This is a genomic window from Marinactinospora thermotolerans DSM 45154 (assembly GCF_900167435.1).
Taxonomy (GTDB): Bacteria; Actinomycetota; Actinomycetes; order Streptosporangiales; family Streptosporangiaceae; genus Marinactinospora; species Marinactinospora thermotolerans.
In genome coordinates, this window is sequence record NZ_FUWS01000004.1 from 197,164 (window position 1) to 221,919 (window position 24,756).

A 24,756-nucleotide genomic window follows, 5' to 3' on the forward strand; every position below is an offset into this window, starting at 1 on the left:
GGGCCCTGCCCGCGGTCCAGGAAGGACGATCCCCATGCCCCAGCCGGTCGAGCACGACTCACCCAAGGCCGCCCGGATCCTCAGCGCCACCCGCGAGCTGGTGTTCGACCATGGGATCCGCAAGGTCACCATCGCCGAGATCGCTCGTGCCGCCGGGGTGGGCAAGGGCACCGTGTACCTGTACTGGGCCACTAAGGAGGACCTGCTGCTGGACCTGGTAGGCCGCGAGCTGGTGGAGGGCCTGAACCAGGTCCGTCGAGCCCTGGAGGCCGATCCCGGCCTGGTGCGGCCCGGACGCCTGACAGCTCTGCTGCTGCACACCATGCTCGTCCCGCTGTTGAACCAGCGCCTGCAGGCCGGCGACGAGGACGCCCTGCGGTTGATGGCTTACCACACCGACAGCAGGGACGTCTTCGCCCGGGCCGCGCCCGAAGCCCTGTGCACAGCGGTGCTCGATGTCCTGCGCCAGCACGGTCTTGTCCGCAAGGACCGGGCCCTGAGCGACCAGGCCTACGCGCTGCACGCGCTGCTGAAAGGGTTCTTCGCGGTGCAGACCACCGCCGTTTTCACCGGACCGCCCCTCGACCGCGACCCCGGTCTGGTCCTGGCCGAGACGGTCACCACGCTGTTGGAGGGCGACTCCGAGCCCGGGGAGGCGGTGCTGGGCGCGGCCGCCGAGGAGGTCCTGGCCGTCTTCGACCGGGTGTGCGCCGACATCGTCGAGCACCTGCGGTCGCTGGCCGTGGGAGCGCCCCGGGGTTGATCACGCCCACGCCTCCTGGGTTCAGGTCTGTCTAGAGGGCCCTGTTCTCCCGAAGCTGCCACGGAGTGACGAGTAACATTGTGCAATCAGAGTGAGGCTCAGGCAGGAGCGGCGAGGCGGGGCCCGGGGACCTCCTCGGCCTGAAGGGCGGCGAAGTCGGCGTGCGCGGCCTCGATGGCTTCCGGGTACGCCACCCGCTTCTCGTGCTCGGCGAGTGCCCGGTAGATGCTGGCGAGCTGGACGAACAGCTCCACCGGCGAGTCGGTGATCTCCGTCTCCCGCACATGGCACAACGTGGCCAGCAGCGTGTACCGCACCGGACCTGCCACCGCCCGCAGGTCCGAGGGGTACTCCTTCGCCGTCCGTGCCCGCCAGGCCGCGACCAGCTTCTCCGACATGTCCCCGAACAGCTCCGGCGGCAACTCCAGCGCCCGCACCCGCTGGAGCTTGTTCACCTCCGCCAGGAGGCTGTCCAGCCCCAGCGCGCCCGGGTCTGCCTTCAGCTCAGCGAAGAAGGTGCCCCCGCCGCCCGCGCTCTCCTCGCCCGCGCCGGTGTCCTCAGCGATCAGATCGTCCAGCCGGGACCGGGTCGCCGCCGACAGCCGCCCCACGGTGGCCGCGCAGAACCGTTCCTCGAAGGTGCTGACCGCCGACCCCACCAGCCGGGCGATACGCCCCGGCGTCGGCGGCTCCAGCCGGTTCTTGCGGCAGCGGGCGACCATCGCTTCCGCCAGCCGGTCCCGGTTCAGCTCCACCCCGCACAGCTCGACCGCCGGCCAATCGGCGAGCTGGGCCTGGTCCTCCTCGCTGCACTCACGGAAGCCGAACGCGCCCCGGATCTCCATCCGGTGCCGCTTGATCGCCCGCCCTGCCCAGTCGTACGCGGCCCACTCCTCCACGGGCACCTTCACCTGCTGGGCGACGTAGGACACCGCCGGCACCGGGATCTCCCCGGCGTCCTCCGGAAACCGGGCCTCCACCTCGAAGAACTTCAGTAACAGCGCGAACCCCGACCGGTTCGTCCCCGACTTGTTCCGCAGCCGCTCCTGGTCCTCCTCCAGCAGCGTCCAGGCCTCGATCAGGTCCTCCGGCTCCCACTCCTGCCGCACTCCGGTCTCCTTCCGGTCGTCATGACCGGACCAACCTCTCCGAGCACGACCCCCCGACAGGCCCAGAAGATCCAAACCCCTGACAAGCCCACCCCTGATCCGCTACAGAGAGCTCCTTGTCACTTCGCGGCAGCTTCGGGAGAAGAGGGCCGAGACCGGTTCGACGTGGTCATCGACACCATCTCCGCCCCCCACGACCTGGCCCCACCCACGCGTGGTCGCCGTGGCCGGCACCCTCAGCCACCTCGGCCACCTGGGGCCGGGTGAACACCACCGACCTGCTCATCGGCCGCAAGAGGCTCGGCTCCGCCGGCAGTGGCGGCCGCCCGTCCACCGCCGCCATGTTGCGCTTCTGCCCCGAGCACGGCATCACCGCCGACATCGAACTGCTGCCATCGTCCCAGGTGAACACGGCCCTTGACCGCCTGGGGCGCAACGACGTCCGCTATCGCTTCGTGCTCGACATGTCCGACCTGGACTGACCGGCCCGCATTCGAAGCAGGCCGGACACCGGCGTCCCCCTCACGTCCCGCGCGGTGATCTCCGGGTCTTTCCGAAGACCACCGCGCTGGGACGCCCGGGATCTCCGTCGGACCTCACTCCCCGAGGCGGCGCAACGTCCGCATGGCCTCCCGTTCCAGGCGCGAAACGTCACGCAGGACCGTGCCGGCCTCTTCGAGGCACCGCGCGTCACCCGTTCCACCGGCCCGCGCGATCAGCGCCGCGACCTCGGTCCACAGGGACGCGGCCTCGGCGTAGAGCCCGTGGCCGGTGCGCAGGCGGCTGTCGTCGAGGAGTTCGGCGCACTCGGCGAGGAAGTCGCGGTAGAGGTTGCGGAACAGGGCGCCACCGGTGCCGCCCTCCTCCATCAGGAAGGCGACCTGCGACAGGTCCCGCCGCGGGTCGTCGGTCCGCTGGAACCACGTGGGCACCAGCCTGGCGGCCTTCTCGATGCCCCGGTAGCCGAGGTTGGCGATGGGCGGGTCGAGAAAGGCGGCGGCACAGGCCGTGATGGCGGGGACGACGTGCTCCCGGGGGCGGGGCGGTTTCCCCGCAACGGTGAGGGTGAAGGAACGATGCCGGGCGGTCATCGGGCCGCGCGCGGCCCTGGCCCGGGCGAGGCTGACCCGACTCGTGGACACCGGTTCACCCTGCCGTCCGGTGTCCACCAGGTGGGCGTCGTGGTCGTCGTAACCGCACATGGCGACGATATGGCCGCCGAAGTGCACCTTCGCCGTGAAGTACTCCAGGTGGTAGCTGTCGAGTTGCAGCCCGACGGGGCGTCCGGCGTCGATGGGGGCCGTCACGTTCTCCCAGGCCCTGCGGGGAGAGGTGGTCTCCTTGACCGCGAGCTCCAGTCCCAGCCTGGTCGCCAGGTTCCTGGTGAGCTCGAAGGGCTTGACCCGACCTCCGAGGAAGGGGAAGCCCATGTTCCTGCTGTCCCAGTAGAGGAAGGACAGACCCGAGCCGAGGCCGAAGAGCATGGGCTCGGACAGGTCGATCCCTTCGTGCCGCAACAGCACCCCCAGGGTGTTCGTCTCGCAATGGCGCGCGCCTCGGGCGACGACGCCCCTCACCCTCGTCATGTCATGTCCTCTCGGACGGGGATGACCACCCGGGTCACCTGTTCCTCGTGTAGCGTCTTCGCCGGCCCGACGACATAGGCCTCGCGCGCGGGGGCCCACGGGCGCAGACCGCGTTCGTGGATGGCGGTGAAGAGCGCGTTGTAGGCCAGGGGCAGCCGGGCGTAGGACCCGATGTGCACGGTCTCGACCACGGGTCCACCGGGAAGCACCTCGAACTCCAGACCGGGCGCCTCCCACCCCGGCGGCGTCTGCGCCGCGAGGGCGATCTCCATCGGCTCGCCCACGTCCAGCGGGTACAGCCCCCACAGTGGCTGCTCCCAGGCAACTCCCGCCCGGCCGAGGGCGGGCAGCAGCCGGCCCGCGCACTCCTCGACCCCCGCGCCGATCCCCGAGGGTGAGCAGACGGTCCGCGCCACCGCCAGCCGCCGCCGCGGTTCCCTGCCCATCTTCACCTCGTAGCCGGACAGGCCGTCCTCGGCCAACCGTTCCAGCATCTCCAGTCGGGCCTGATCCCTGCGGATCCGCTCGGCCAGCCGGTCCCGCTCGGCAAGCAGGATCCGCGCCCTGTCCCCGGGGTCGGCGGCCAGTGTCCGGGCGATCACGGCGAGGGGAAGGTCCATCTCCCGGAGCAGGGCGATGGTCAGGGCGTCGCCGGCCTGCGCGGGGGCGTAGTAGCGGTAGCCGGAGTCGACGTCCACGTGGATCGGGGCCAACAGCCCGATCTCGTCATAGTGCCGCAGCTGTTTGACGCTGAGCCGGCACAGGCGGGCGAAGCGCCCGATGGTGAGGAGTCCATCTCGCACCCCACCATGGTGGACCCTCCCACGATGGGAGAGTCCACCCGCGGTGTCGGCGGTTGCGGAGCGGCGCCGCTCTCCCGCTCCGTCGCCCTCGCTTGACGTGTTCGGACCGGGCGGCGGGCACGGTCGGCGGGCCGACCGTTCGGGGAGGTCGGTACCGCGATGCCGACGGTGCGCGGCCCGCCGGACACCGTCGTGACGGCCCGCCCCGAAAGGGGCCGCGAAATCGTTCGGAAAAATCTCGGAGAGGATGTCGATCCGGCCGTATCCCGTTCGTCGTCATGGTGCGCGACGCTTCACCGCACCCAGATCACGAAGCCGACAGGAGCCCAGAACATGAAGTACATGCTGCTGATCAACGCCGGAAGCGCGGACGCCGACGGCACGGCCGTCGGATGCACCGTCCAGGACTGGATGGACTACGACGCGTCGGTCCGCGACGCGGGGATCCTGGTGTCGGCGGAATCCCTCGCCGACCTGGTCACCGCCACCACCGTCCAGGTCGGTCCCGACGGGGAGCGAACGGTGGTGGACGGCCCCTTCGCGGAGAGCCGCGAACTCCTCGGGGGCTTCTATGTCATCGACGTCCCCGACCTGGACGCCGCGCTGGACTGGGCCGCACGCTGCCCGGGGGCGCGCGGCGGGGGAGCGGTGGTGGTGCGGCCGGTCGCCGACTTCGGCGCCTGACCGCCGTGGAGGGACGGGCGATCGACACGGGGGCGGCGATGGAGGCGCTGTTCCGCGAGGAGCGCGGGCGGCTCCTCGCCTCCCTCACCCGGGGGTTCGGCGACCTCGACCTGGCCGAGGAGGCCGCTTCCGAGGCGATCGAGGCGGCCCTGGCCCACTGGCCCGCGCACGGGGTCCCGTCCCGGCCCGGCGCCTGGTTGCTGACGACGGCCCGCCGTAAGGCCGTCGACCGGTTACGCCGGGACCAGGCGTATGCCGCCCGGCTCGCCGTCATGTACGTGGAGGCGGGCCGGGCCGCCTCCACCCCGGCCGAGGGCACCGGAGCGGAGTTCCCCGACGAGCGGCTGCAACTGTTCTTCACCTGCGCTCATCCGGCCCTGCCCGCGCCGGCGCGTGGGGCACTGACCCTGCGTTACCTGGCCGGGTTGACCACGGCCGAGGTCGCGCGGGCCTTCCTCGTCCCCACGGCGACGATGGCCCAGCGGATCGTGCGGGCGAAGCGGAAGATCCGGGAGGCCCGCATCCCCTTCCGGGTGCCCGATGCCGACGAGCTGCCCCGGCGCCTTCCCGACGTCCTCCAGGTCCTCTACTCGCTCTTCACCGAGGGGTACGCGGCCAGTTCGGGGGAGGAGCTCCAGCGGCCGGACCTGGCCGAGGAGTCCATCCGGCTCACGCGGATCCTGCGCCGCCTCCTGCCCTCCGAGCATGAGGTGGCGGGGTTGCTGGCCTTGATGCTGCTGGTCCACGCGCGTCGCGCGGCCCGCACCGGGCCGGACGGGGAACTCGTCCTGCTGGAGGCGCAGGACCGCGGGCTGTGGGACCGGGATCTCATCGAGGAGGGCCGTGTCCTGGTGACCGAGGCCCTGACCGAAGGACGCGCGGGCGTCTACGGGGTGCAGGCGGCGATCGCCGCGCTGCACGACGAGGCGGTGGACGTGGCGAGCACCGACTGGGCGCAGATCGTGGCCCTCTATGACGTGCTGCTGGCGCTGGCGCCGTCCCCGGTGGTCCGCCTCAACCGGGCCGTGGCCGTGGCGATGCGCGACGGCCCCGAGGCCGGTCTGGTCCTGTTGGACGAGCTGGCCGATGAGGAACGGTTGCGCCACCACCATCCCTACGCGGCGGCGAGGGCGGAGCTGTTGCACCGGCTCGGCCGTCTGCCCGAGGCCGCCGCGGCCTACCAGCGGGCGCTGGAACTGGTGGGCACCGAGCCCGAGCGCAGGTATCTGTGGCGCAGGTTGCGCGCCACCGGGCAGGCCAGTGGGGACGCCGCGGGCGCTCCCGAGGATTCGGGCTCCGAACAGGGAGGATGAGCGACGAGCGCGGAGATCGGGGAGGTCCGTGGAGAGCGGGTGGCCCTGTTCTCATGTGGCGAGAAGGGCCGATTCGACCCGATTGGCTCACCTGATGGTCGGGGCCCGCGAAGCGGTTCCGCCGCTGGAATCCGTCCGGTGGGACGACCGTCATGTACCCGGAGCGGGACGGCCGTACCCGGGATCGCCGGTCCTTTCCGGGGGAGGGCCGGACTTTCTTGCGGGACCGCTGTCTCCTCGCGCCCTCGACGGCCGGGACGCCGCCTCGGTGGCGTCCCGGCCGAGGGGCAGAACCGTTCCGGTTCGAGGCGCAACGCGGTGACGCCGCACTCGAACGGCCGGGCCGTGACGAGCCGGAGACGCCGGTAGGCGTCGAGACGGGGGAACACCGGCACGCCCGCGCCGAGCGCGACGAGGTTGACGAACAGGTGGAGTTCGTCGAGCAGGTCCTGGGTGATGAGGCTCGGCACGGGCGTCCCACCCCCGTAGGGGATGACGTCCCACCGGACTCGTCCTTGAGCCGCCGCACGGCCGCGGCGAGATCGCCGGCGACGACCACCCGCTCACCGGCCGCGAGGTCGACGTGCTGCGGGAGACGAGCGAGGGGTATTCGATCGCCGAGATCGCCGCCCGGTTCCACCTGGCGGAGGGGACCGTCCACAACCACCTGTCCGATGCCACGCAGAAGACGCGGACGCGGACGCGGATCCGGCACCAGCCGGCGCGGTACGCGCGGGAGCACGACCGGTTGTGGGCGGCGGTGGCGGCCCCGCGGCGATCCGGCGACCGCCGGGGCGCTGCCGCCGCGAGCGGGCCTGACGCCCCCTCACCGATCCGGCCGGGCACGCCCGCGCGCCGCAGGGCGCCCGGCCGCGCAGGAGAGCCCCTTCGGAGCCGGACCGGGCCGCCGGCCGGTCAGTGGTTGCCGGTGAGTTCCCCGGTGAGGGTGGTGTGGATGCGGGCGCTGTGCTCGTTGAGGCCCACGATCTCCACGGTCTTGCGCCGGGCCGCGTACTTGGTGGTGATCGCGTCCAGGGCGGCGACGGTGGAGGCGTCCCAGATGTGGGCGCGGGTCAGGTCGATGACGACGTGGTCGGGGTCGCCGGCGTAGTCGAAGTGGTGGACCAGGTCGTTGCTGGAGGCGAAGAACAATTCACCGGTGACGACGTAGACGACCTGGCCGCCGTCGGGGTCGACCACCGAGGACACCTCGACCAGGTGGGCGACCCGGCGGGCGAAGATCACCATCGCCGTGATGACACCGACGATGACCCCGATGGCCAGGTTGTGGGTGGCGACCACCACGGCGACGGTGACGACCATGACCACGGTCTCGCCCAGCGGCATGCGCCTGAGCGTGGCCGGCGCGACCGAGTGCCAGTCGAAGGTCGACACCGACACGATGATCATGACGGCGACCAGGGCGGCCATGGGGATCTGGGAGACCCATGGTCCGAACACGATGCACAGGACCATCAGGAACACCCCGGCCAGGAAGGTCGACAGCCGGGTGCGCGCGCCCGAGGTCTTGACGTTGATCATGGTCTGGCCGATCATCGCGCAGCCGCCCATGCCGCCGAAGAGGCCGGTGACGATGTTGGCGACGCCCTGGCCGATGGACTCGCGCGTCTTGTTGGAGAGGGTGTCGGTGATGTCGTCGACGAGCTTGGCCGTCATCAGCGACTCCATCAGCCCCACCAGCGCGAAGGCCAGCGCGTAGGGAGCGACGAGGGTGAGGGTGTCCAGGGTGAACGGCACATCGGGGATGCCGGGCACCGGTAGGGAGGAGGGCAGTTCGCCCTTGTCGCCCACGGTGGGCACCGCGAGCCCGGCACCGATGGTCAGCGCGGTCAGCGCGACGATGGACACCAGCGGGGCGGGCACCACCCGGGTCAGCCTCGGGAACAGGACCATGATGACCAGCGCCGCCACGACCAGCGGGTAGACGATCCAGGGAACGTCGCGCAGCTCGGGCACCTGGGCCATGAAGATGAGGATGGCCAGGGCGTTGACGAAGCCCACCATCACCGACCGGGGGACGAACCGCATCAGCCGGGCCACCCCCAGCGCGCCCAGCACCACCTGGAAGACGCCGCCCAGGATGACGGCGGCGACGAGATGGCCCAGGCCGTGGTTGATGGACAACGGCGCCACGACCAGCGCGATCGCGCCGGTGGCCGCCGAGATCATCGCCCTTCGCCCGCCGACGACGGAGATGACCACGGCCATGGTGAAGGAGGCGAACAGCCCCACGCTCGGGTCGACCCCGGCGATGATCGAGAAGGAGATCGCCTCGGGGATCAGGGCGAGGGCCACCACCAGGCCGGCCAGCACCTCGGTGCGCAGCGTCGCCGGGGAGGGGAGGGGCGGGAGGGAGAAACGTCGGCGTGTGGGCGCCGCGGGTGAGCTCATGGGTCCGATCTCATGCCGGGCGGCCCGCTCTTTCGGACCGCGAAACGTCGGGGACGAGGGCCGGTGGGCACCGTCCTGTGAGGTGGAGCGGCGGGCGTGGACCTCCCGGTGGTGCGGCGACGCTGCCGCGGCCCTGATCCCGGAGGGGGCGATCAGGAGGGGAGCACCGGAGAGGCGCCGTGGCGCTTCCACGGGCCATCGACCCGCAACTCTACTCTTACGTAAGGGTAGAGTTGCGGCCGGAGTCGTGAGACGGTCGTCACGGTCGCGCTGGCGGGTCCGGCCGGGCCGCAGCGGCGGCCCCCGACGGCCGGGGGAGCCCCTCAGCCGGACGGGTGCTCGTACTTGGCGCGCTGGGCCTGCAACCGACCGCCGAACTCCTCGGCCATCGCGATCCGCTCGCGCAGCACCCGGCACCGCTCCTCGGTGGCCTGGGCGAACACGTCCAGCCGGGCCAGCAACTCGGCGTGCCGGGACTCGTCGACGTCTCCCGCCGCCAGCTCGTCGAGGGTGGCCAGCAGGTCGCGCATCTCCTCCAGGCTGAACTCCAGGGGCTTCATGCGCTTGATGAGCAGCAGCCGCTCGACATCGGAGGTGGTGTAGAGACGGAACCCGCCCTTGGAGCGGGCGGACGGTTCCACCAGTCCCACCTCGCCGTAGTAGCGGATCGTCCGCAGCGACAGCCCGGTCCGTTCGGCGACCTCGCCGATCTGCATGCGCTCCTCACCCACTGGGGCACCTCCATGACACCCATCCCCGTCACCGGGGAGGCCCCTCGGCCGGCGGCGTCCGTCCGGGGCCGTCCCGGAGGAACAGGAACAAGGGTGCCATGCCCGGCGCCCCGCCTCGCGCGGGCCGCGCTCCTCCCGTCCGAGGCCGTATCCCCGGACGAGTCCGTCCCGGTGACGACAGAGGCACCGCCGCCTTCGCGGAAGCGGTCGGGGCGAGCCGGTGCCGCGCCCGACCGTGGGGCGGTCCGGGAGGATCTCCCCGAGGCCAACGTTTTCTCCCCCCGTTTCGATACCGAACACACCGATGTCTTTCACCACACCGGTTTTTCGGGACAGGAGGACTTTCATGTGTTAGGTTCGAGGAAGTTGCAGTCGTGATACCCGCTGAATTTCCATCTCTTCGGGCGATCACCGCGGTGACCGGAAAATCGTCATCCGCGGTTTTCTTTATGTTCCGAACGAGAGGCATCCATATGGCGACCGGTACGGTCAAGTGGTTCAACGGCAGCAAGGGCTTCGGCTTCATCGAGCAGGACGGCGGCGGCCCCGACGTCTTCGCCCACTACTCGAACATCCAGGCCACGGGCTATCGCGAGCTGGCCGAGGGCCAGGCCGTGCAGTTCGACGCCGTCGCGGGGGCCAAGGGGCCCCAGGCCGAGAACATCACCCTGATCTAGGGGAGCCGACGCTCCTCCAGCGGCAGGGGCCCGCCCTCTGGGCGCCGGCCCCGCCGCTTTTCTCTTTTTCTCCGCCGGATTCTGCAGCCGTCGTTCTCCGACCGGCACCGGCGTCCACCACTCCCGGGATTTCTCGCGTCGAAACGCGGTCACCCCATCACTTTTTCGGCGTACCCGGTTCTCTCCGCGAGGTCGCACGGCCTCACGCCCGGCGAACGCCGTTGGCGAAAGGCCCCACATGAGTCATCCACACCGCACCGGCACGAGCCGTGGCCGGCCCTCCCGAGGGGACGGCCGGCAGCGCCCCCGCACCCCGGAGCGTCCCCGAGGCGGGGCGGGTCCCTCCGGTGAGTTCGCCCTCCCGGACACCGCCACCCCGGCGCTTCCGCCGGTGGACTCCTTCGAGGCGCTGGACATGCCCGCGCCGTTGAAGCGGACCCTGGCCCGCCACGGCCTGACCGTCCCGTCCGCGATCCAGGCGGCGACCCTGCCCAACTCCCTGGCCGGGCGCGACGTGCTGGGCCGCAGTCGAACCGGGTCGGGCAAGACCCTGGCCTTCGGGCTGGCCCTGCTCGCCCGGCTGGAGGGGCGCGACGCCCAGCCCCGACGGCCCTTGGCCCTGGTACTCGCCCCCACCCGGGAGCTGGCCCAGCAGGTGACCGAGTCGTTGGCTCCCTACGCGCGCTCGGTGGGGGCGCGCACGGCGACGGTCGTGGGTGGCATGCCCATCGGCCGTCAAGCGCGCGTCCTGAGCGAAGGCGTCCACCTGGTCGTGGCCACCCCGGGACGCCTGCGCGACCTGATGGAACGCGGCGACTGCGTCGTGGACCGGGTGGAGTGCGCCGTCCTGGACGAGGCCGACCAGATGACCGACATGGGATTCATGCCGCAGGTGACCGCGATCCTCCGGCAGATTCCGGCCGGCGGCCGGCGCATGCTGTTCTCGGCGACCCTCGACCGCAACGTCGACGCGTTGGTCCGCCGCTTCCTGAGCGACCCGGTGGTCCACTCGGTCGACCGGTCCGAGGGCGCGGTCTCCACCATGGAACACCATGTCGTCCACGTGACGCAGACGCACAAGAGGGACGTCGCGACCCGGATCGCGGCCCGTGACGGCCGGGTGATCATGTTCCTCGACACCAAGCGCGCCGTGGACCGCATGGCCGAGCACCTGCTGGCCAACGGTGTCCTCGCCGCGCCCCTGCACGGCGGCCGAAGCCAACCGCAGCGCACGCGCACTCTCGACCAGTTCAAGCGGGGGGACGTCACCGCGCTGATCGCCACCAACGTGGCGGCGCGCGGCATCCACGTGGACGGCCTGGACCTGGTGGTCAACATCGATCCGCCCACCGACCACAAGGACTACCTGCATCGGGGCGGGCGCACCGCCCGGGCCGGGGAGTCCGGAAGCGTGGTCACCCTCGTGCTGCCCACCCAGCGGCGCGACATGACCCGGCTGATGAGCCGGGCCCGGATCGAACCGCACACGCTGAGGGCCGATGACGAGGATCCGGAGCTGAGCAGGGTGACCGGGGCACGCGAACCCTCGGGCGTACCGGTCCGCCTGCCCGTCGCGGCCCCGCGGGCGGGGCGGCGCCGTGGCGCCGTCGCGCGTCGACCGCGCCGCTGACCGAACGCGCCGGGGGCCGAGAGCGGAACGCTCTCGGCCCCCGGCCGTCCGTCCGCCGACGCGCGGGACCTCTCCCGTCCGGGTGCCGAATACGGGATTCACCGACGGGACCTCGCCCTTTCCCCAGAGGGAGCCCTCACGAGAGGACCACGGGCACCATCACGTGCCCGGTGCGGGGCTCGGGGGACGGCAGCGTCAGCGGAAGCCGGCCGCCGGGTCCGTCCCCAGACGGATTCCGGCCACGCCGGGAACGACGCGAGAGTGTCCGTGGCGCACCCGTTGTCCGCGGGACCCGCAAGGTGGCGTCCGGCTTCCCCGAAGGCGGAACCGGTAGGCCCTTGGCGGAGGACGTCTCGCCATATTCCCAGGTCGAGGATGTCAGGCTGTGGCCATCACCGGCACTCCTCCGACCACATCGCCGTTGAGCGCGCCCTCGCCTGGAGGGGGCACCGTAGGCGGGCCGAAGATCTGCGGCCGCCCCCATGTCGTGAAGCGCCGGCGGCGATGGTCCCGGTCACGCCCGTAGCGCGTCGATCGCGGCCAGAGCCGCCGTCCTGTCGAGACCGGCCCTGGAGCCGGGTGAGAGGCCTTGGACGAGGTAGAGCAGGAGCCGGGCCTGAGCCTCGGGGGTGGCGGTGTCGGTGACTTCTCCAGCGGCCTGGGCGCGGCGAAGGGCGTCGGCGACGATGTCGGTGAAGCGCCGGTAGGAGCGGGTGACGATCTCCGTCGCCTCGCTGTCATGGGGGACGAGCTCGGCGGTGGTGTTGCCGACCAGGCAACCGTGCGGGATGCCCACGTCGGAGACCAGCTCGTCCAGGCGGGCCGGGTGGGTCGGGATCTCCCGGAGGGCCGGCAGAAGGGGAAACGCCGGGCGAGCCGCTACCGCGGGCCGACTGGACCTCTTCGTCCTCGACGACGCCGCCAGGGAGCTGATCGCCCCAAGCACCGCGACGCGAATCGGCCGCGCTTCGCGCTCCAGCCGCGCACCGCGGTCCCCGAGGAGGCGGTCGGCTCCCTCGCCGAGCAGCTCGGTGCCGCCGATCCGGCCCGCCCGGCCGAGTACGCCTCTTCCTGTCGTTTTCCTGGTCTGTACGGCGAACCTTTCTGGTCGGCCGCGAGGAGCTGTCAGCTGAGCTGCTCGGCCAGCGCGACGATGATCCCCTCGGGGCCGCGGACGTAGCAGAGCCGGTAGCTGTCCTCGTACTGGGCCAGCTCACCGACGAGTTCGGCGCCGTGAGTGCGCAGGCGGGCAACGACGTCCTCGATGTCGTGGACGGCGAACATGACGCGATGCATGCCCAGCGTGTTGTGGGGCGGGTTATGCGAACCGGCGCCGATCGCCGCGGGGGCGAGGTATTTCGCCAGTTCGATTCGGCCGTGTCCGTCCGGGGTCCGCAACATCGCGATGTCACAGCGGACGCCGTCGAGTCCGACGGTGCGGTCCGCCCAGAGGCCCTCGATCCGCGCTTCGCCCTCCAGTTCCATGCCGAGTTCCACGAAGAACGCGATAGCAGCCTCAAGGTCGGCGACGACAATGCCGACGTTGTCCATCCGTTGAATCGTCATGGTGGTGCTCCTTCCCCGTCGAGCGGCCTGTCGTGGCCGCTGGTGTCCCTGGGGCGGAGCCGGCGCCACGTTCTCGGCATCCGGAACGTGCCGAGTTCCAGGGACCCGCATCCGGCCGCCACCGCGCTGGGGCGCCCCCGCCTGGGACGGCGACCCGGCGGCGGGAGGGAGCGTGCTCGGCGGTGATGCGCGCCGCGGTCTCCTCGCCCAGGCGGACGTGCCTGCCCAAGGCGACAGACGGACGTGGCGCGACGTCGCCGGGGCCCGGCCGCTGCGAGGCGGGTGAGCGCGGAATGGCGCAGCCGGTGCAGCGTCCATCTGTCCGTGTGCGGGTCGTGGGCGATGCCGACCTGCTTGAACACCACTCCGCCGGGGGGAGGACGACCGGCCCCGCCCGCTCGCCGGGGCGGCGCCGGCCAGCACGCGGTCCCTCTGCCCGACGCCGGTCGGACGGAAGCACCAGACCCGGGGCGCGCCCGGACAGCAGCCGGGACGGCGGGCGGTGGCTCAGTGCACGTACTCCACCGCCCCGCCCATGGACCCGGTGCAGTAGGTCCGGCGGCAAAGCGGTCTCGTGTGCCACCGCCCATCGTGAGCCCTGTGCCACAGCGCCGGGCTGCTGAAAGGAACGGGCCCGACCCGGAGGCCGGTGCGGGCCGCGGGTGCGGCCGCCGCGCCGAACCTCCGGACCGCCCACCGGTGGGAGAGCGATCGGCCGGAGGCCCGGTCGGGCGCGGTCAGGGGGATCAGTCGACGAGCACGACGGTCTTGCCGGGCAGCCGCCCGGCGGCGGCCTCCTCGTGCACGGCGGCCAGCTCGCCCAATGGGCGGTGAGCGGCGACGTGGAGCCGGATCCTGCCGGCATCCACCTTGGCGACGAGATCGGTCAGCTGGGCTCCGTCACTGCGGACCCACAGGCTCGCGCTGCGCACCTTCCGGTCGGGGTTCTCGGGAATCGGGCCGGCCGTGCTGGCGGCGACCCCGCCGTCGGCGACGTAGTTCGTCAGCTGGGCGAGTTCCTCCGGGGAGAGGCGCACATGGTTCACCACGACCTGGAACGGACCGCCCACGGCGGCCGGGCCCGCGGCGAGGTCGAGGGGGCCGACGACCCGGTCCGCGCCGTAGCCCCGAAGGCGGTCGGCGTGCTGCGGCGCGTCCACCGCGGTCACATGCGCTCCCGCGTCGACCGCGAGCTGCACCACGAGGCTGCCCACCGCACCCCCCGCCCCGTTGACCAGGACGGTCTGACCGGGCTTCAGCTCGGCGAGTTCGAAGGCCGTCTGCCAGGCCGCCAGGCCGGTCAGCGGCAGTGCCGCGGCGTCGACCAGCTCGATCGTCTGAGGTGCCGGGGCCAGGGACTCGGCCGGGGCGAGTGCGTACTCGGCGGCCCCGCCGGCGGAGTCGAGGGGCAGCATCGCCACGACTCGGTCGCCGACGTCCAGGCCCGTCACCTCCGCGCCGAGTTCAACGACGGTGCCCGCCAGGTCGATCCCCGTCACGTACGGAAGAGTGATCGGCATCATCTCGGCCAGGGCGCCGGCGCGGATGTGGTCGTCGACCGGATTGAACGACGTGGCCGCCACCCGCACCAGCACCTGCCCGGTGCCGGGGACCGGACGGTCGACGTCCTCGTAGCGCAGGACCTCGCTGCCGCCGAACTCGTGGAAACGGATTGCCTTCATGAACTTTCCTCCAGGGTGTATTGATGTCGTCGCCGAGGGATGGGCGAACAGGCGCGAAGCTGAAGCGCGTCGAGGCGCTCAGGTCAGTTGCACCGACCGGATGGAGTTGCCCATCACCATGCGGTCGATGGCGCTCACGGCGCTGCCGGGGTCATCGGCGGCGCCGACGGTGAACAGCAGCGGGACGAAATGGTCGGCCGTCGGATGGGCGACCGCGGCGTCGGGTGCCTTGGTGCGGTAGTCGATGAGGGCATCGGCGTCGCCCCGGGAGAGGGCGTCAACGGCCCATTCGTCGAAGGCCGCGGTGGCGGCGGCGAGCTCCGGCCTGCGGAAGACGGTGAAGCTGTGCGTCATGAAGCCCGAGCCGAGGACGAGGATGCCTTCTTCGCGCAGGGGCCGCAGGCGTGTTCCGAGCCCGAGCAGAGCGCTGGGGTCCAGGCTGGGCATCGATAACTGCACGACCGGGACGTCGGCGGCGGGATACATGGCCATGAGCGGGATGAAGGCCCCGTGGTCGAGGCCGCGGTCGGCGAACTCGTGCACCGGTGTCGGGCCCAGCAGGCCCGTGAGTCGCCGAGCCAGGTCGGTGGCGTCCGGGGTCGCGTAGGGAAGGGTCTTGTAGCGGGGGTGGAAGCCGCTGAAGTCGTAGTAGAGCGGGACGCCGGCCGCGGCTCCGGATATCGCGACCGGCGCCTGTTCCCAGTGGGCCGAGACGACGACGATGGCCCGGGGTTTGGGCATCGACCGGGCCCAGTCGAAGAGGTCGCCGAGCCACTGCGGATCGTCGAGGGTGAACGGCGCGCCGTGGCTGACGAAGAGGCTGGGCAGGGGCCCGTCGGAGGGGTCCCACACCCGCTGCTCGCGCGCCTGTGGCAGGACCCGGGCAAGGAGGTCGTCGTAGGCCGCGGCTGGTGCGCGCGCCGGAAAGGGGGAATTCGGACTGCTCGTGGTGGTCGTCAAAACCAGCTCCTTCACTTGCCTCAGCAAGTATTTTCACTTGCCGAGGCAAGTGAAAGGTAGCCCATTAAGAGTTGCCTGGGCAAGTGATGCGAGTTGCCCGGGCAAGTATGATGAAGCTCATGGACACTCAACCCTGGCTCGACGACGACCAGCAGGAGCTGTGGCAGGCGCTGCTCACGGTCGTCATCGCCCTCCCAGCGGCCCTCGACCGCCAGCTGCAGCGAGAGGCAGGTATCTCCAACTTCGAGTACGGGGTCTTGGCGCGGTTGTCCATGGCCGACGAGGCCACCATGCGGCTCAGCGACCTGGCCCGGGTCTGCGACAGCACCCTGCCCCGCCTGTCGAAGGTGATGGACCGGTTCGAAGCCCGTGACTGGGTCGTCCGCCGCCCCGACCCCGGCGACGGTCGATACACCCTCGCCACCCTGACCGGCGCCGGCCGGCAGAAGCTCGCCGAGAGCGCACCGGAACACGTCGCGCAGGTGAAGCGGCTCGTGTTCGATCCGCTCAGCGCCGCTCAGCGCCGCCACCTCGGGACCGCACTCACCCGCATCGCCGCTACCGTGCGCCGGGAACTCGAAGGAGGCTGAGCGCCGTCCTCAGGCGAGTTCTTCCGTCGGCTCTGCGGCGCCAGTGATGCGGTACATGGGGAAGATACGGCCGTCTGGAGCAGGGCGAGGGGCACGGCGGGGGTGCGGGACAGCGCACCGGGGGCGGGCCGCCTGCCGGACGCACGGGGCGGCGCGCCAGGGGGAGCACCGCCCCGGCGACGGCGGTGGGCCAGGGAGCTGGAGTGCAGCACCCTCCGGACGATGACCCCGACCTCCTCCGGCGGCCTGCCGTCCGGCCTCCACTGGAACGGACCGGAAGCAGGTCTGAGCCCACTCCCTCGTCCGCGCGCCACCGCTCAAGCAGCACATCCACGTGGCGCCGGGAGATCCGCGGTTTCGCGGCGCCTCCGCCGTTCCGCCCGGACGCCGCGACAGCGGGACGACGACCACGCCGAACCGTCGGTCGGATCGGCTTCAGGCGGATGCGGCGGTCCTCGGCCTGGGCGAGGACCGCCGCCGGCCTCCCTCCCGCTAGCCCTCGGCCAGCACGGTGAAGGCGAACCCCGCGCTCGTCGGACGGCGCAGCGAGACGTCGCACTTGATCCGGCGCAGCACCTCGTTCCTGCTGAGGCCGAGTCCCTGCGCGATGAGCCGCTCCGGACGCACCGGCACCGGATCCGCGAAGACGACCTTTATCCGGACCGGCCACGCCTCGTCGAGCCGCACCGACGGGGTGTCCAGCCGCCAGGCCCCCTTCCAGTCCAGGGTGAAGCGGTTGCGCCGGGCGAGCAGCGGATCCACCAGCCTGGACGCCACCAATTCCGGATCGTTGGCCCGGTAGCCGTCGAGCTCGGCCGGGTCGACGGACCTGACCGGCGCTCGCTCGTACACGGTGAGCTTGCTCGTCCGATCACAGGACACGCAGCGAACCAGCAGCCACACGTCCAGCCGTCTGCCGTTGGCGTTGACGCGGAACCTGCCCGCGCCGGTGGTGGCCGTCTCCGAGCGGCAGTCCAGGCACCGCATCGACAGCAGGGGCAGCCTGGTCCGGCGGATGACCCAGGGCAGCACAGTATGAGGTTGTGAGGACATGATCTCTCTAGACCTGACACGAAGCCGATCGAGCGCGGCCTCAAACGCTGTGGGACCGGGCGCGTATGGGCGGCCCGGCGGCGCCGACGGAAGAAAGGTCGGCTTGAAGTGAGCGAGAGAAGGTGTCAGATCCGAAGAGCAGGCGGGGTCACGCGGTTGGTCCTCTGTTCTCACTGCGACGGGGTCTTGGGCAACCTACGGGAACGCGGAGGAAGGGCTCAACCGTTTTTTGCGGCGCTGGCCCCTGTCGCCTGAACCCACACCCCGGTGCGACCGCGGCCATAGTCGTGAGCCCGGGGTAAGGGGTGGCGGACAGGTCTGAGCGGCGGGGCCGCCGGTCCCACCGGGCCTCTCGCCGGGCTTGTGCCAGGGGCGTGTGGACGCCGCCGAGACGGCCCGCGATTGCGGCGGCACGGCCGGACTCCCCGCCCTGACGGCGGGCGGGGCGTGGCGGCGATCCTCCGGCGAGGCCGGGCCGGAGAGCAGGGGGCGCGCCCCCAGCACCCTGACAGCGGCGCCGTGGCGGAACACCGCCCTCGGAAGCGCCCGATGTTCTGACATCATCCCGCGGGACCGGGGCGCGTCGCCCGGCTCCGTGCGCGCCGGCCGCCGCCGGGGGAGCGGAAGGTCCTACCTCTTCGGGGGGCCGGTCCTGGACCGGTCCTCTCCGTCGGGGAACGCGTTCCCGTCCTCCTGGGAGCGTGCCTGGCGCACCACCGTACACAGGTCACGGAGCGGGTCGCGGGTCTGCGCCTCACAGGCGAGCCGCCGCAGCGACGAGCGGAACGCCGTGGCGTTCGCGGGGTCGAGCGGGCCGAGCAGGTGCGCCTCGACGTGCCGGAGCTCCTCCCGGCACCGCCGCCACATCGCTGCGCCCTCGTCGGTGGCGACGATCAGCCGGCTACGCCGATCGGCCGGATCGGGGCGGCGGGTCACCAGGCCGCGCTCCGCGAGATCGTCGATGAGGTAGGTGAGGACGGTCCGGTCGACACCCAGTTCCTCGGAGATGGCCCCCTGGTTGCGGGGAGGTTCGGCGACGGCGGCAGTGAGGACCTGGTAGCCGCGGGGGCCGCCCGGCAGATCGTGGAGGGCGTGCTCGGCGGCCTTGGCGTAGGCGCGGAAAAGGACGCCCAGCATCCACCCGAGGTCGTCGTCGAGTCGCCTGGGGTGGCCGCCGTCCCTGTGCCCGTCCGTCATGCCCCAATGCTAGGCCATGTCACAGATATTGGAGGCGGCAGATATTCTGTCAAACAGAACATATTGGAGCCGGCGGTTCCCACGATGAGGCCCGCCCGGACCGATCACAGGAGACGACGATGACCGCGCACACGCCCAGGAGCGACCGGCGATGACGGACTACGGCCACCCGCTGTCCTTCGGGGCCTTCATCACCCCGGCCAACGCCGACCCCGCACGGACGGTCGACCTCGCCGTCCTCTCCGAACAGGTCGGACTGGACCTGGTGAGCTTCCAGGACCATCCCTACCAGCCGGCCTTCCTCGACACCTGGACCCTGTTGAGCTACGTCGCGGCCCGCACCCAGCGTGTGCGCCTGGCCGCCAACGTCACCAACCTGCCCTTGCGGCCACCGGCGGTGCTGGCCCGCAGCGTGGCCAGCCTGGACCTGCTCAGCGGCGGCCGGGTGGAACTCGGCCTGGGCGCCGGAGGGTTCTGGGACGCGATCGAGGCCATGGGCGGACGCCGGCTCACCGGCGGGCAGGCCGTGCGTTCCCTGGAGGAGGCCATCGACGTCATCCGACAGATGTGGGACGTTCAGGCGCGCGGCGGCGTCCGCGTCGACGGCGAGTTTCACCGGGTGTGGGGCGCCAAGCGCGGCCCGGCGCCGGCCCACCGCGCCGAGATCTGGCTCGGCGCCTACAAGCCGCGCATGCTGGCCCTGACCGGGCGCGCGGCCGACGGTTGGCTGCCGTCGATGCCCTACCTGAAACCCGGAGACCTCACCGCCGGCAACACGATCGTCGACGAGGCCGCGCAGGAGGCGGGCCGGTCCCCCTCGCAGGTGCGCCGGCTGCTCAACATCACCGGCCGCTTCGCCCCGGCCTCGCGCGGCCCGCTGGACGGCCCGGTCGGGCAGTGGGTCGAGGAACTCGCCGAACTGGCCCTGGACGAGGGCGTGAGCGTGTTCATCCTCGGCAGCGACGACCCGGACGACCTGCGCCGCTTCGCCGCCGAGGTGGCCCCGGCCGTACGCGAGCTGGTGGCCGCCGAACGCTCCCCCTCCGCCCCCGCGGCCGCCTCCCGGCCCAGGGCCGCGTCGGTCACCCGGACCGGCGAGGCGCGCGGCCCCTTCGCCGTCCTCCCCACGCCGGACGACGGCGTCCGCCGCAGTGACAGGCGGGTGTGGGACGAGTCGACCCGGCCCACCGGGCCGGCGCCGGACCCCGAGCGCACCTACACCGCGCGCGAGCAGGCCGCCGGACAGCACCTGGTCGACGTCCACGACGCGCTGCGCGCCGAACTCGCCCAGATCCACGACCTCATCGACCAGGTGGCCGCCGGGGCGATGGACGTCGGCACCGCGCGTTCGCACATCAACACGATGACCATGCGCCAGAACAACTGGACGCTGGGCACCTACTGCGAGTCCTACTGCCGGGTCGTCACCACCCACCACACGATCGAGGACCAGTCGATGTTCCCCCACCTGCGGCGTCGCGACCCCCGCCTCGCCCCGGTGATCGACCGGCTGGAGGAGGAGCACCGGGCCATCCACGACGTGCTCGAAGGGGTCGACCGGGCGCTGGTGGCCTTCGTGTCCAGGCCGGACGGCATGGCCGAACTCCGCGCCGCGGTGGACCTGCTCACCGACACCCTGCTGTCGCACCTGGCCTACGAGGAGCGGGAGCTCGTCGAGCCGATCGCCCGGCTCGGGATGCACTGAGCGTTGCGCCTCCCCTTTCCGTCCGATGGGTCGTCCCGACGGGCGGAAAGGGGACGGCATCGACCGCGGGGATCCCCGCCGGGGTGTTCCCCGGACCCGCGCGGAACCGGACGGGCGCGGCTCAGACCCCGCCCAGGTAGTCCTCCGCCCCTCCGTCCCGGACGGTGTCGAGGGTGACGCAGTGGAATCCCCCGCCCAGGACACGCGCGTGCCGCAGCCGGTGCGGCAGGACGTCGATCCCATGCCGTTCCAGGGCCGCGATCAGCTCGGTCTGGTCGGCGTCGACCACGGCGGTCCGCGGATCGACCATGAGCAGGTTCATCCCGACCCACGGGGTGCTCAGGGTGTGCGGCAGCACCGTCGGCCCGGTGCGCATCGGCGGACACCAGATGACGTCCCAGCCGCGCAGCGGGGCCGGAACGGTCTCGGGGGTGACCCGTTCGGGGTTGAGGAGGACCAGCCCGGGACGCAGCAGCGCGATCGTGCTGTCGATGTGGGTCCCCTCGTAGAGGCCCACCAGCGGGTGCAGCCGGATCTCGCCCAGCAGGCGCAACGTGGACTCCAGCCAGCGGAACCCCATCCGGTTGCCGCTGCGCGAGACCTGGTAGAAGACGTCACGCCCCAGCCGCAGACAGTTGGCCGCCTCGAAGGCCGGCTCGGCCTCGCCCAGCACGGGCCTTCCCCGCTCGTCGTACTCGTAAAGCTCGTCACGGAGCCGGGGCTTGGGCGCCGCCAGCCAGTGCGCTCCGCGCAGCAGGTAGTCCTGGAACAGGTCGCGGAGCCCGAACAGCTCGTTGTAGCGGGCCCGCATGGGGCTGGGGGTCTCGATGATGGTCGTCCCCACGACCAGGGCGAGGTCGCGGGGACAGTAGGAGCTGCGCCCGCGCGAGCGCCACCCCGGCGCGCCGTACTCGTCCGCGTGGTCGACCGCCGGTGGCCGGTGCACGGTGACCCCGAGCCCGCGCAGCGCCGCCGCCAGCTCCTCCAGGTCCTCGTTGGACTCCTCGATGACCCGTGCCGGGAACAGGCCGGTCTCGATGCGTTCCAGCTCGGCGGGGCCGAGGTCGGGATAGCAGTTGAGCCAGGCCGAGGGGTCGCGCTGGTCGGGGATGCGCGAATGGGTGGCGTCACCGACGATCACCTCGCGCAACGTGGTGAACTCGTCCCACGAGTGGACCGCGGGACGTGGGGCCGCGGCGGCGGCCGGAGGTCGTGGGGAGGAGAGGGAACCTGGGGCGGACATGCTGCTTCCCGTCGTGACGTGCCGGCTGGGATGGGGTCAGGGGGACAGGGCGGAGACGCGCTTCTCGTAGGCCCGGGCGGTTTCCAGGTCCTTGGCCACGACACAGTAGGTGACCCGGCCGCGACTGGCCGCGTAGTCGGCGGTGATCAGCACCCCCGTCCGCGAGGAGGGGTCGTAGGCGATCCCTTCCTCGGCGAGCGCCGCGAGCGCGGCGGGCAGGGAGGTCACCTCCCAGTGGGCGGCGCGTTCCAGGAAGATCCGACGTCGGCGGTGGTATTCGCCGACGACGCGGCCGATCACGTTCACGTGGATCTGGGTGGACGCGGTGACCCTGCCGTTGACCTCGCTGAAGAACAGCTCCCCGGCGGGGGTGCGGATGGCGTCGGCGCACAGGTTGCCGCGGTAGCCCATGGCCCGGAAGGCGTCGCACAGCCGGCGGGCCTGCTCGACCAGGCGCGCCTCCTCGTCCCGGGTGATCGAGACGGGCGGGATCACCTCGCCGGCGGCGACGGGCTCCATCAGGATCTCGCCGGTGCCCCGCAGTTCGCAGCCATTGTCGTCGACCTCGAACTCGGCGTAGACGGTCACCGCGTCGGTGAGGTAGCGCTCGATGACGACCCGGTGACCCCGGTGGCCGGTCAGCCACTCCCAGCGGCGGTCCAGGTAGTCGCGCAGGGACTCGTCGTCGGGCAGCGTGACGACCTCCAGGGCCCCGGCCGCCCGGACCCGGCCGTCGCGGCTGAGGATCTCGTTGCCCAGGCCACCGGCCGCCACCTGCTGTTTCACCATGACGGGGTGGCCGGAGTCCAGGAGCGTCCTGATCGCCGTCTCCGCGCGTTCGCGCCGGTCGGTGGAGACGCCGGGGGCCACGGGGACCCCCGCCGCGGCGGCGACCGCGCGGAACACCGCCTTGTTGTTGGCCAGCGCGTCGCCCTCGTGGGAGCTGAAGGCGTGGCCGGGGACTGCGGCCTCGAAACCCAGCGCCGAGGCCAGGTCGGTGACGGCCAGGTCGGTGTAGAAGCACACCACCCGCCGCGCCGGACGGTCGGCGAGCACCGAGGCGAGTTCCGCCCGGAAGGAGGGCGCGTACAGGCGGTCGGCGCTGAGTACGTCGGGGCCGAGCGAGCCGGGCGGGGGGACCAGGACGCGCAGTGTCTCCGGGTCGGTGTCGGTCACCGTGGTCACGTAGTCGAGGTAGACCGGATCGGGCCGTGAGGGCAGGACGAGGACGTCGCCGGTGCGCGCGTACCACAGCAGGCGGTGGGCACCCTGCCCGAAGGCCCGCAGGCGTTCCGGCGACACCCGGGTGAGGTCGCCGACGATCTCCTCGGGGAAGTTGGCGATGAGCAGCGTTGTCACGACGGCGCCTCCACGGTCGGGACGGGGATGGGACTCGGGGCGGGGCCGAGGGGTCAGCGTTCCCGGCGGGCCGGATCGGTGGAGGGGGCGCGTCCGGTCCGGGTCAGGGCCGCCCACGTGAGCGCCGTGACCCCCAGGCCGAGGAGCGTCAGACCGGAGACGAGCAGTACCCCTTGGGCGCCGAGGGCGATGAGCAGCGGCGTCGCGGCCATGGCCCCCAGCGGAGAGGCCATCCCGGTGAGCGCACCCCGCGCGGCGAGGACCTGCGGCAGCGAACCGGGATCCGCCGAACGCTGGAACAGGGCGGTCGTCGTCGCGGGGAACGGCCCCCAGAAGAGACCGCACAGACCGAAGCAGACCCAGGACACGATGACCGGCGGTCCCAGGCCGATCCCCGCCAGCGCGCCGCCGAAGCCGAGGATGATCACCGTGGTGGCGGGCAGCAGGGGCACCCGGCGCAGGTAGCCCGCGAGGAGGGCGCCGGCCACCGCGCCGACGCCGAAGGCGGTGTAGAACCCGGCGAGGACGGAGGCGGGGGCGCCCAGGTCCTCCACCACGTGGATCGGGATGGCCACGGTGGAGGGGCCGAAGAACAGGAAGAAACCGAAGGAGAGCAGGAGGAGACCGAGCAGGGCGGGGTCCCGGACGATCGCGCGCAGCCCCTCGCTCCTGGACGCTCCCGCCTCCACCCTGCTCGTCCGGTGGTCGGCGGGGACGGCGAACCGGTAGGTCGCGGCGAGGACCGCGAAGGACAGGGCGACCAGGCCCAGGACGTGTTCGGGGCCGCCGTGCTCGATGACCAGGGCGGCCAGGAGCGGCCCGACCACGGTGGACAGTTCCAGCATGACGTTGACGACCGCGTTGCCCGCGAGATGGTGTTCCCGTGGCAGCAGCTCGGAGAGCATCGTGTAGCGGCCGGCCTTGCCCCAGGCGCTGAACAGAGAGGAGACCCCGAGCAGGACCACGTACAGCAGGACGTCCAGCGCCCCCGCCATGTGCAGCAGGGGGATCGCCGCGAGCGCGACGGCCCGCAGGATCGCGTCCCAGCCGGCGAGCTGGGCGCCGCTGCGTCCGTTGAGGAGACGCCCGAAGACGAGCACGCCGAGCGTTCCGGGAAGGACGTAGGCGGTGACCGCCGCGGTGACCCAGACGGCCCGTTGGTCGGCGGGGGCCAGGGAGATGGCCAGCCAGCTCACCGCGACGGAGCTCATCCCGCCGCCGAGGGCGGACACGCCGATGCCGGGCAGGATCCGCCGGAGCAGGGGGTGGGTGAGGACCGGCCAGTACGGTGTTCGTTCGGCGGCTCGCGCCAGCGCCGAATTCCTGAGCATCGCGTGAACGCTTTCCGTGGAGGGGAGCCTGCGCCCTGTGTGCTTATGGGAGAGCCGGGGGCTCCCTGAAAGGCCGGCGCGGGACCGGAGGGTCGCCGTTTCCGGCCCCGCTCTCCGTCATGCGATGGGTTAGAAGGGCATCTTCATCGTGTCCACCTCCAAGAGGCCCGACCAGGGCGACGATCAACCGACGCCCCCCGAACGTTAACCTCGGATTCCCGAAAAAGACAAGGACTTTTTCGGCGATAGGCGGAAATGTCCGGGAGGTCGGCCGCGTTGTGGCAGCTCATCGCCCTGACGTGGCCGGGACCGGAGAACAGGGAGCGGCTTGTCCGGTCGAGAGAAAGGGAATTGATCGCGCT

General features: G+C 71.8%; 22 protein-coding genes and 1 pseudogene. 9 read left to right on the top strand and 14 right to left on the bottom strand.

What is annotated here, in order from left to right; translation table 11 throughout:
• The first annotated feature begins 34 nt into the window (after nt 1-34).
• A complete protein-coding gene (locus tag B5D66_RS08700) occupies nt 35-763 on the top strand; it encodes a TetR/AcrR family transcriptional regulator (RefSeq protein WP_078761151.1) in 729 nt (242 codons plus the stop codon).
• Between the two features lie 98 nt (nt 764-861).
• Here the strand turns inward: B5D66_RS08700 and B5D66_RS26305 are convergent, their stop codons facing one another.
• A complete protein-coding gene (locus tag B5D66_RS26305) occupies nt 862-1,872 on the bottom strand; it encodes a DUF4158 domain-containing protein (RefSeq protein WP_144390039.1) in 1,011 nt (336 codons plus the stop codon).
• A 263-nt stretch (nt 1,873-2,135) separates the two neighbouring features.
• Here B5D66_RS26305 and B5D66_RS08710 point away from each other — a divergent pair, with 263 nt between their 5' ends.
• Entirely contained in the window at nt 2,136-2,354 is a 219-nt protein-coding gene (locus tag B5D66_RS08710) for a hypothetical protein (protein ID WP_235000872.1), read from the top strand.
• 114 nt (nt 2,355-2,468) lie between these two features.
• Here the strand turns inward: B5D66_RS08710 and B5D66_RS08715 are convergent, their stop codons facing one another.
• Together B5D66_RS08715 and B5D66_RS08720 are read right to left on the bottom strand one after the other, a co-directional pair.
• On the bottom strand, nt 2,469-3,458 hold the full coding sequence (locus tag B5D66_RS08715) for a BtrH N-terminal domain-containing protein (RefSeq protein WP_078761152.1): 990 nt from the start codon (nt 3,456-3,458) through the stop codon (nt 2,469-2,471).
• A complete protein-coding gene (locus tag B5D66_RS08720; protein ID WP_078761153.1) occupies nt 3,455-4,261 on the bottom strand; it encodes a MerR family transcriptional regulator in 807 nt (268 codons plus the stop codon). The genes B5D66_RS08715 and B5D66_RS08720 overlap by 4 nt, the downstream gene beginning before the upstream one ends.
• A gap of 333 nt (nt 4,262-4,594) precedes the next feature.
• Between B5D66_RS08720 and B5D66_RS08725 the strand changes: the two genes are divergently transcribed.
• The 3 genes and pseudogenes from B5D66_RS08725 to B5D66_RS26310 all read left to right on the top strand — a co-directional run.
• Nucleotides 4,595-4,945 (top strand): YciI family protein, encoded by a 351-nt coding sequence (locus B5D66_RS08725; RefSeq protein ID WP_078761154.1) that lies wholly within the window; start codon nt 4,595-4,597, stop codon nt 4,943-4,945.
• A 5-nt stretch (nt 4,946-4,950) separates the two neighbouring features.
• A complete protein-coding gene (locus tag B5D66_RS08730; protein WP_327308171.1) occupies nt 4,951-6,258 on the top strand; it encodes an RNA polymerase sigma factor in 1,308 nt (435 codons plus the stop codon).
• 541 nt (nt 6,259-6,799) lie between these two features.
• Nucleotides 6,800-6,949, top strand: a pseudogene (locus B5D66_RS26310) (helix-turn-helix domain-containing protein); the annotation flags it as partial.
• Between the two features lie 224 nt (nt 6,950-7,173).
• Here B5D66_RS26310 and B5D66_RS08740 read toward each other — a convergent pair.
• Together B5D66_RS08740 and B5D66_RS08745 are read right to left on the bottom strand one after the other, a co-directional pair.
• The gene (locus B5D66_RS08740; protein WP_078761155.1) at nt 7,174-8,670 is read right to left on the bottom strand and encodes a SulP family inorganic anion transporter; all 1,497 of its coding nucleotides are present in this window, start codon (nt 8,668-8,670) and stop codon (nt 7,174-7,176) included.
• Between the two features lie 323 nt (nt 8,671-8,993).
• Nucleotides 8,994-9,386: a MerR family transcriptional regulator gene (locus tag B5D66_RS08745; protein WP_078761367.1), complete on the bottom strand. Its 393-nt coding sequence runs from the start codon at nt 9,384-9,386 to the stop codon at nt 8,994-8,996.
• Between the two features lie 488 nt (nt 9,387-9,874).
• Here B5D66_RS08745 and B5D66_RS08750 point away from each other — a divergent pair, with 488 nt between their 5' ends.
• Both B5D66_RS08750 and B5D66_RS08755 read left to right on the top strand, forming a co-directional pair.
• Nucleotides 9,875-10,078 carry a cold-shock protein gene (locus B5D66_RS08750; protein WP_078761156.1) on the top strand — a complete coding sequence of 68 codons (204 nt, stop codon included), beginning with the start codon at nt 9,875-9,877 and terminating at the stop codon, nt 10,076-10,078.
• 238 nt (nt 10,079-10,316) lie between these two features.
• Nucleotides 10,317-11,708, top strand: coding sequence for a DEAD/DEAH box helicase (locus B5D66_RS08755; RefSeq protein WP_078761157.1), 1,392 nt, complete (start codon nt 10,317-10,319; stop codon nt 11,706-11,708).
• A 514-nt stretch (nt 11,709-12,222) separates the two neighbouring features.
• On the opposite strand, the gene B5D66_RS24985 is transcribed toward B5D66_RS08755, so the two are convergent.
• From B5D66_RS24985 to B5D66_RS08775, 4 genes are all read right to left on the bottom strand, one after another.
• Nucleotides 12,223-12,504: a TetR family transcriptional regulator C-terminal domain-containing protein gene (locus B5D66_RS24985; protein ID WP_200813578.1), complete on the bottom strand. Its 282-nt coding sequence runs from the start codon at nt 12,502-12,504 to the stop codon at nt 12,223-12,225.
• A 329-nt stretch (nt 12,505-12,833) separates the two neighbouring features.
• Nucleotides 12,834-13,259 (bottom strand): VOC family protein, encoded by a 426-nt coding sequence (locus B5D66_RS08765; RefSeq protein WP_200813597.1) that lies wholly within the window; start codon nt 13,257-13,259, stop codon nt 12,834-12,836.
• Between the two features lie 761 nt (nt 13,260-14,020).
• Nucleotides 14,021-14,956: an NADP-dependent oxidoreductase gene (locus tag B5D66_RS08770; RefSeq protein WP_078761160.1), complete on the bottom strand. Its 936-nt coding sequence runs from the start codon at nt 14,954-14,956 to the stop codon at nt 14,021-14,023.
• A gap of 78 nt (nt 14,957-15,034) precedes the next feature.
• A complete protein-coding gene (locus B5D66_RS08775) occupies nt 15,035-15,916 on the bottom strand; it encodes a DODA-type extradiol aromatic ring-opening family dioxygenase (protein WP_078761161.1) in 882 nt (293 codons plus the stop codon).
• 119 nt (nt 15,917-16,035) lie between these two features.
• On the opposite strand from B5D66_RS08775, the gene B5D66_RS08780 reads away from it, so the two are divergent.
• Nucleotides 16,036-16,506, top strand: coding sequence for a MarR family winged helix-turn-helix transcriptional regulator (locus B5D66_RS08780; protein ID WP_078761162.1), 471 nt, complete (start codon nt 16,036-16,038; stop codon nt 16,504-16,506).
• A gap of 492 nt (nt 16,507-16,998) precedes the next feature.
• Here B5D66_RS08780 and B5D66_RS08785 read toward each other — a convergent pair whose 3' ends face one another.
• Both B5D66_RS08785 and B5D66_RS08790 read right to left on the bottom strand, forming a co-directional pair.
• Nucleotides 16,999-17,538, bottom strand: a complete 540-nt coding sequence (locus tag B5D66_RS08785; RefSeq protein ID WP_235000873.1) for a DUF1062 domain-containing protein — start codon at nt 17,536-17,538, stop codon at nt 16,999-17,001.
• A gap of 651 nt (nt 17,539-18,189) precedes the next feature.
• Complete coding sequence (locus B5D66_RS08790) at nt 18,190-18,756, bottom strand: MarR family winged helix-turn-helix transcriptional regulator (protein ID WP_078761164.1); 567 nt, start codon at nt 18,754-18,756, stop codon at nt 18,190-18,192.
• Nucleotides 18,757-18,907: 151 nt separating this feature from the next.
• Here B5D66_RS08790 and B5D66_RS26450 point away from each other — a divergent pair, with 151 nt between their 5' ends.
• On the top strand, nt 18,908-20,461 hold the full coding sequence (locus B5D66_RS26450; RefSeq protein ID WP_078761165.1) for an LLM class flavin-dependent oxidoreductase: 1,554 nt from the start codon (nt 18,908-18,910) through the stop codon (nt 20,459-20,461).
• A gap of 121 nt (nt 20,462-20,582) precedes the next feature.
• Here the strand turns inward: B5D66_RS26450 and B5D66_RS08800 are convergent, their stop codons facing one another.
• Genes B5D66_RS08800 through B5D66_RS08815 form a run of 3 tightly spaced genes read right to left on the bottom strand, consistent with a single transcriptional unit; the run spans nt 20,583 to nt 24,394 of the window.
• On the bottom strand, nt 20,583-21,704 hold the full coding sequence (locus tag B5D66_RS08800) for a scyllo-inosamine-4-phosphate amidinotransferase (RefSeq protein WP_144390040.1): 1,122 nt from the start codon (nt 21,702-21,704) through the stop codon (nt 20,583-20,585).
• Between the two features lie 36 nt (nt 21,705-21,740).
• Nucleotides 21,741-23,063: a preATP grasp domain-containing protein gene (locus B5D66_RS08810; RefSeq protein ID WP_078761168.1), complete on the bottom strand. Its 1,323-nt coding sequence runs from the start codon at nt 23,061-23,063 to the stop codon at nt 21,741-21,743.
• 53 nt (nt 23,064-23,116) lie between these two features.
• The gene (locus B5D66_RS08815) at nt 23,117-24,394 is read right to left on the bottom strand and encodes an MFS transporter (protein WP_078761169.1); all 1,278 of its coding nucleotides are present in this window, start codon (nt 24,392-24,394) and stop codon (nt 23,117-23,119) included.
• Between the last annotated feature and the right edge of the window lie 362 nt (nt 24,395-24,756).